At 63.7% G+C, this 7420-nt stretch carries 5 protein-coding genes and 1 tRNA gene; 2 read left to right on the plus strand and 4 right to left on the minus strand.

The features are described 5' to 3' along the window. Positions 1-103: 103 nt before the first annotated feature. From VGE27_RS00525 to VGE27_RS00535, 3 genes are all read right to left on the minus strand, one after another. On the minus strand, positions 104-1954 hold the full coding sequence (locus tag VGE27_RS00525) for a 2-oxoacid:acceptor oxidoreductase subunit alpha (RefSeq protein ID WP_331047671.1): 1851 nt from the start codon (positions 1952-1954) through the stop codon (positions 104-106). After that, a complete protein-coding gene (locus VGE27_RS00530; protein ID WP_331047672.1) occupies positions 1951-3732 on the minus strand; it encodes an FAD-dependent oxidoreductase in 1782 nt (593 codons plus the stop codon). The genes VGE27_RS00525 and VGE27_RS00530 overlap by 4 nt, the downstream gene beginning before the upstream one ends. A gap of 192 nt (positions 3733-3924) precedes the next feature. Then, a tRNA-Leu gene (locus VGE27_RS00535) sits at positions 3925-4006 on the minus strand. Between the two features lie 180 nt (positions 4007-4186). Between VGE27_RS00535 and VGE27_RS00540 the strand changes: the two genes are divergently transcribed. Further along, a complete protein-coding gene (locus VGE27_RS00540; RefSeq protein WP_331047673.1) occupies positions 4187-4798 on the plus strand; it encodes an outer membrane beta-barrel protein in 612 nt (203 codons plus the stop codon). 72 nt (positions 4799-4870) lie between these two features. Beyond that, the gene (locus VGE27_RS00545; protein ID WP_331047674.1) at positions 4871-5770 is read left to right on the plus strand and encodes a M55 family metallopeptidase; all 900 of its coding nucleotides are present in this window, start codon (positions 4871-4873) and stop codon (positions 5768-5770) included. Between the two features lie 68 nt (positions 5771-5838). Here VGE27_RS00545 and VGE27_RS00550 read toward each other — a convergent pair whose 3' ends face one another. Then, positions 5839-7359, minus strand: coding sequence for a trypsin-like peptidase domain-containing protein (locus VGE27_RS00550; protein WP_331047675.1), 1521 nt, complete (start codon positions 7357-7359; stop codon positions 5839-5841). Positions 7360-7420: the final 61 nt, after the last annotated feature.

Consider the following 7420-nt stretch of genomic DNA (forward strand, 5'->3'; position numbering starts at 1 on the left):
CCGGCGCACAGCGTGGACATCGCACCTTCGTAGTCACGGATGGTCAGGCCGAGCCCATTGGTGCGGGAGCTCGGATGCTTGACTGGTGGCTTCGCAATGGATGTCATGCGTGCACTCCGTTGGTGGCGCCCTGTGTAACCCCCTGCGCAGCCGGGACATGACCCAGCGCGCCGAGCTTCTTGGTCACGGCATCGACGACCACCTTGGCCGTCAGTGGCATCCCGCCGTAGTCGACGATGGACAACATGGAATCGCGAGGAATACCAAGTTCGATGGCCAGCAGCGACCGCAGTTGCGCATCGCGGTTCTGCTCGATCACGAACACGCGCTCGTGCTTGCTGAAGAAGTCCTTCACTTCGCTGCCGAAGGGGAAGGCCCGTACGCGCATGACGTCGGCCACAATGCCCTGCGCCCGCAGCTTGTCCGCCGCCTCGCGCACCGCCGCATCGCACCCGCCAATCGTCACCAGGCCCACATCGGCACCATCCTGCAGGGTGAACACGGGCTTGGGCATGGACGTGGCCGCATGCTCGAACTTGCGCTTGAGGCGATCGACCAGCTCCTGGTAGGCGTCGGAGTCTTCGGTGTAGGCCGCGTGCTTGTCGTGGCCCGAGCCACGCACGAAGTAGGCACCCTTGCCACCCACACCGGGCAGGGTACGCGCGGCGATGCCGTCGCCATCCACATCGAGATAGCGGGAGAACTTCTGGATCTTCTCCAGGTCCTCCTTGTGCAGCACCTTGCCGCGGTCGGGTGTGTAGCTGTCGTCCCAGGTGAAGCGCTTCACCATCCAGTCGTTCATGCCGATATCGAGGTCGGTGGCCACAAACACCGGTGTCTGGAAGCGCTCCGCCAGATCGAACGACTGCACCGACATCTCGAACGCCTCACCCGGGTTGGCCGGGAAGATCACGAGATGTTTGGTGTCGCCGTGTGAGGCATAGGCCAGTGACATGAGGTCGGCCTGCTGCGTGCGCGTGGGCATGCCGGTAGCGGGGCCGCAGCGCTGGATATCGAAGAAGACGGCAGGAATATCGGTGTAGTACGCGAGGCCGATGAACTCCTGCATCAGCGAGATGCCGGGGCCCGAGGTGTTGGTGAACGCGCGTGCACCCGCCCAGCCTGCGCCAATGATGATGCCCGCCGCCGACAGTTCGTCTTCGGCCTGCAGGATGGCGTAGTTGTGCGCGCCCGTTTCCTTGTCCACGCGGAACTTGTCGCAGAACGCCTTGAACTGTTCCATCAGCGCAGTGGCCGGCGTGATGGGGTACCAGGCGCCCACCGTGGCGCCGGCATATACGGCACCGAGCGCACAGGCCGTGTTGCCGTCGATGAGGATGGAATCACTGGTGTGATCCATCTTCTCGAGGCTGAACGGCAACGGGCAGGTGAAGTGTGCCCTGGCGTAGTCGTAGCCGAGCTGGATGGCCTTGTGATTGGACGTCAGCAGCTTGGGCTTCTTGCCGTATTTCTCCTCCAGCATCTTGCCCACGACATCCATGTCGATGCCGAGGAGTGCCGCAAGGGAGCCGGCGTAGACGATGTTGCGCAGCAGCGTGCGATCACGGTCGCCCTGGAAGTTCTCCACGCACAGGCGACCGAAAGGGATGCCCATGATGGTGATCCCCTCGCGCACGAGGTCGGGATCGAGCGGCCACGACGAATCGTAGAGCAGGTATCCACCCGGGCGCACAGTGGCCACGTCCTTGGCGTACGTGGCTGGGTTGAGCGCAACCACCAGGTCCACTTCCGAAGGGCGGGCCATGTAGCCGTCCTTTGAGACGCGGATCTCATACCACGTGGGCAGGCCCTGAATGTTGGACGGGAAGATGTTCTTGCCCGACACAGGGATACCCATACGGAAGATGGCCTGCATCAGCAGCCCATTGGCGCTGGCGGAGCCGGTTCCGTTGACGGTTCCGATCTTGAACGCGAAGTCGTTGATCCCGCTCATGCGTAGGCCATCCCGGCAACGGGCTTCTTGAGGTCGAAAATCTGCATGTCCCAAGCTGCCGTGGGGCAGCGTTCGGCGCAGAGTCCACAGTGCAGGCAGACATCCTCGTCCTTCACCATGATACGCTTGGTCTGCGGCAGTTGTTCAGAGATGTAGATGGGTTGCGACTCGTTCAGCGCCGGCGCCGACAGCCGCGTGCGCAGCTCATCGATGGGCGTGCCGTTGGTGGTGATGGTCAGGCAGCTCGTGGGACAAATGTCCACACACGCATCACACTCGATGCAGGCTGAGGCGGTGAATCCGGTCTGAATGTCACAGTTGAGGCAGCGACCGACCTCAGCGGCGGTCTGTTCGGCGGAAAAACCGAGTTCCACTTCGATGTCGAGATCGGTGAAGCGCTTCACGAGGTCCTCGTGCTGCATCTTGGCGCGCTTCTGCGATTCGTAGTCGTTGTCGAACGCCCAGCTGTGCATGCCCACCTTGGCGCTGACGAGCGTCATGCCGTACGGCGGGCGCTCGTTCACATCCTGACCCTGGCACTGCAGGTCGATGGAGATCGCGGCCTGATGCCCGTGCGCCACGGCCCAGATGATGTTCTCCGGGCCCCATGCGGCGTCACCACCAAAGAACACCTGCGGGTGCGTGCTCTGGTGCGTGGTCTTGCTGACCTTGGGCATGCCACGCGAATCGAATTCCACACCGATGTCGCGCTCGATCCAGGGGAACGAGTTGTCCTGGCCGATGGCGAGAATGACCGCGTCGCACGGAATGATGATGGTGTCCACCACCCGGCTCGACTGCTTGCCGTTGGCATCTTCGGACCACTCGAGCACTTCGAACTCCATGCCCACGAGCTTGCCGTTTTCCACCACCATGCGCTTGGGCGCGTGGTTCTCGATGATCTCGACCTGTTCTTCCTCGGCGTCCTCGAGCTCCCACGGTGACGCCTTGAAGTGCTTGCGACCACGGCGCGCGATCACCTTCACATCGGTGGCACCCACACGCTTCGCGGTACGGCAGCAGTCCATGGCGGTGTTGCCCACGCCAATGATGACGACGCGCGGTTCGATCTTTTCGATGTGGCCGAAATGCACGTTGGCCAGCCATTCGATGCCGATGTGCACCTGCGACGGCGCATCCCAGCGACCGGGGATGTCGAGCTCCTTGCCCTTGGGCGCGCCGGTGCCGACGTACACCGCATCGTAACCGTCATCGAGCAGCCCCTTGAGGCTCTGCACTTCGGTGCCGTACTGCATGGTGGCACCCATGTCGATGATGTAGCCACATTCGTCATCGAGCACCTGCGCGGGCAGGCGGAACGACGGAATGTTGATGCGCATGAGCCCACCGGGCTGCGCGTTGCGCTCGAAGATGGTGATGTCGTAGCCCAGTGGCAGCAGATCGTTCGCGACCGTGAGTGCGGACGGTCCTGCGCCGACGAGCGCGACACGCTTGCCGTTTTTCGTGGCCGGCGCCTTGGGCAGGAAGGCACGAATGTCATCGCGATGATCGGCCGCGACGCGCTTGAGGCGACAGATCGCGACGGGTTTTTCTTCGACACGACCGCGACGGCATGCGGGTTCGCATGGACGATCACACGTGCGACCGAGAATACCGGGGAAAACATTCGACTCGCGATTGAGCAGATACGATTCCGTGTATCGACCCTGTGCGATGAGACGGATGTAGCCCGGGACATTGGTGTGAGCCGGACAGGCCCACTGACAGTCTACGACCCGGTGATAGAATTGCGGGTCCGTGACGTCCGTCGCTGCCATGAGGTGGGGCTCCTAGAGGGAGAGAGAAGCAGACTCTTGCTAGCTTGCTCCCCGGACCATCACTCGGCAAGAAGGGTTTGTGCGGCACGTTCACTCGTGTGCATCACAATTCAATTGTCGTGTAATACCGGATAAATGTTGTCGGAATTATTTGTGTGTCATTGGCGATCCATGCTCGGCGATCTGATGCAATGCGAACGCCCGGACTCGAACCGGGATGGGTTGCCCCGCCAGCTCCTAAGGCTGGTGCGTCTACCAATTTCGCCACGTCCGCAGGGTCACCATCAATGACGATGAGCCAGCGAATAGTATAGCCAACAGAGCGACGTGACGCGGGTCTCGCTTCCGCTGTGACTCTTTCTGGGTGTCGGTGTAGCAGGCTGCCGTACACTCCTGCCCAGACACCCCCGCCTCCAACGGGGGCCTGCCTCATAGACGCCATCCCGGAGTCATCATGTCACGCGTTCTGTCCCGCTCCAAGCCGCGCCTTCTTGCCGCTGCAGCTGCACTGCTTGCCACGTTCTCGGCGAGTGGCCTGCACGCACAATCCGACGCTGGCAGCACCAAGGGACTGTTCTTCGGCCTGCAGTACGCCGGCGCATCGGTCAGTGTGAAAGAAGCCGCCGAAGACCTCAAGTTCGGCAGCGGCTTTGGCTTGCACGCCGGACTGGGATTGTCCGACAATATCGCCGTGCTGGTGAACTTCGATCGCAGCGCGGTCACGCGGCGTGGCAACTCCGACGACCTGACGCTCAAGCAGTATGACGCCCTGCTGCGCATGTACCTTCTGCCGGGGGCGAGCTCGCCGGTGCGGGTGTTTGCGACGGCCGGCGCGACGGGCCGGGCCGCGGACCGCAGCACCAAGTTCGAGGGCATCGCCCCGACGGCCGGCGCGGGCATTCACCTTGGCGTGACGCCGCATATCGCCATCACGGGTACGGCGCTCTGGACCTTCGGCAACCTGACCCGCCTGGATGACATCACCGGCGGCTCCACCACCAAGGAAGACTTCAAGTCCACCGGCACCCGTGTGCAGGTCGGTGCCTCGCTCTACCTTTTCCGGTAGCGCCCCTCGTTGGTTGTCCCGTTCGCTGGGGGGCGTCGTTCCGAGACGCCTACCCCAGCCTGCGGAGTTCCGATGGTGCGTTTGCTGTCCCGCGTCGTAACGACCGGTCTCGTTTTGGGCCTGGCCACCATGCCCGCCGTCAGCGAGGCCCAGGGCGCCCGCAAGATCTACATCTCCGTGGACATGGAGGGGATCAGCGGCGTCAACAGCGATAACCAGACATCGGCCACGGGCAATGAATACGGGCGCGCCCGACGGTTGATGGTCGAAGACGCCAATGCCGCCATCCGCGGCGCGTTCGAGGGCGGGGCCACCGAAGTCGTGGTGAACGATTCCCACGGCAGCCAGCGCAACATCCTGCCCGAAGACCTCGATCCCCGCGCACGCCTCATCAGCCACAGCTTCAAGCGCCATGGCATGATGGAGGGGCTCGATTCCACCTTCGACGCCGTGCTCTTCGTGGGCTACCACGCCAAGGCAGGCTCGCCGCGTGGCGTCTTTGCGCACACTGGCTCCGGCGTGGTGCGCGACCTGGAAGTGAACGGCCTCTCCGTGGGCGAAGGCGGTATGAACGCGCTGCTGGCGCGCTGGTACGGCGTGCCGGTGCTGCTCGTGACCGGGGACGATGTGGCCGTGGAAGAGCAGAAGGCTACCGCCCCCAATGTGCGCGGCGTGGTGGTGAAGCGTGCCATCAATACCCGCGCGGTGGAGCTGCGTCCGCTGGCCGAATCGCGCCACGAGATTCAGCAGGCCGCCAAGGAAGTGGTGGCGGCGTCGAGAAAGGGACGCCCTGAGCGCGCCGCGCAGTACACCGTGCGCATGACCTTCCCCAATCCCAACATCCCCGAAGTGGCCACCGCCTTTCGTGAGGTGAAGCTGATCTCGCCCACGACGGTGGAGTTCTCGCGTGAGTCGATGCCGGACGCGTACCGCCTCATTCGTGTGTTGTACCGGTTCATCAATCCGGACTGATCATCGCGCAGGGAAAACAAAAGGGCACCCGGTCATCGACCGGGCGCCCTTTGCGTTGTGTGCGAAGGTCAGTCGCCAACGCGGATGTTCACCACACGACGCCCGACGCGCGGGTCGAGCGATTGCACCAGCAGGCTCACGTAGTCGCCGTCCTTGAGCGTGGCGATCGCGGTCTGCAGGTCGTTCACCGAGCGAATCGGGCGACGCGGCGCGGGATACAGCACTTCAAGCAGCACATCGCTGCCCGCCGCGATCTTGTCGCGTGCGGGGCCGTTGTCCGCCACTTCGGACACGCGCACGCCAATGCCGTTCGTGCGAAGCCGCGTGGCGATCTCCTCGGGCAGGGCCTCCACCGACATGCCCAGCTTGCCAGCCGCCGGGTTGGCCGTGGGGTTCGGCGTTGCCGTGTTCACGGCCAGCGCGCCGCCCGCTTCGGCATCCACGAGCTTCACGCGGAAGGCCTTCTTGCTCCCAAAGCGCATCACTTCCACCGGAATGACATCACCGATGCGGCGCATGCGCACGATGCGCTGCAGTGAGCTCACACGATCCACCGGCTTGCCGTCGACCGTGATGATCACGTCGCCCACTTCGATGCCAGCGTCCTTCGCCGGGCCACCATCGGGGGGATTGAAGCCCGCCACCTTCACGCCGGCCACCTTGGCCAGTCCGTTGATGCCCGCATCCTCCGGATCGACGCGCGTTACCGACACGCCCATCACCGGCATGCGCACACGGCCGTCCTTGATCAGCGCATCGGCCACGTTCTTCACGAGCGTGATCGGAATGGCAAAGCCGTAGCCGGAGTAGAAGCCCGTCTGGCTGGCGATGGCGCTGTTCAGGCCAATGACTTCACCGCGCATGTTGATCAGCGGGCCACCCGAGTTGCCCGGATTGATCGCGGCGTCGGTCTGGATGAAGTCGGAGATGGTGAAGTTTCCGGAATTCGGCAGGTTGATCTCGGAGCCGCGTCCCTTGGCCGAGATGATGCCGGCAGTCACGGTGAAATCGAGACCGAGCGGATTGCCGACAGCGAGCACCCATTCGCCAATACGGGTGGTCTCGTCATTGCCGATGGTGAGCGTTGGCAGGCTGCGCGCTTCGATCTTCACCACGGCGACGTCGGTGGTGGAGTCGGTGCCGATCACGCGGGCGCGGAATGAGCGACCGTCGCTGAGCGTGATGGAGACCTGGTCGGCGTCCGCCACCACGTGATTGTTGGTGACGATGTAGCCGTCGTTGGACAGAATGAAACCGGAACCTTCACCGCGCTGCTGGCGCGGCTGCTGGCCGCCAAACTGCTCGAGGAAGTCTTCCATGCCCTGCGGCGCGCGTCCTCGCACCTGCGGGCGCGGACGGGCCGTACGGGAAGTGTTGACCGCCACTACGCCAGGCGTCACACGCTCGGCGATATCGGCGAAGGACGCCCCTTCCGGCGCCATCGGACCGCGCACTTGTGGAGCGCGAGCTCCGGAACTCTGGGCCCAACTGATCTTCGTCCAGTCCATACCGGAGGCGAAGATGACACCTGCGCCGAAGCTGACGACGGCGGCGGTGGCAAAGCGGAAACGTGAGAATCGTGCTGACATGGCTCGCTGCGTTGATGTCACGAGAACTGCCCTGTGCCACTCTGAGACACCGAAGCCCCGC

It is taken from the genome of Gemmatimonas sp. (assembly GCF_036405635.1).
Classification (GTDB): Bacteria; Gemmatimonadota; Gemmatimonadetes; order Gemmatimonadales; family Gemmatimonadaceae; genus Gemmatimonas.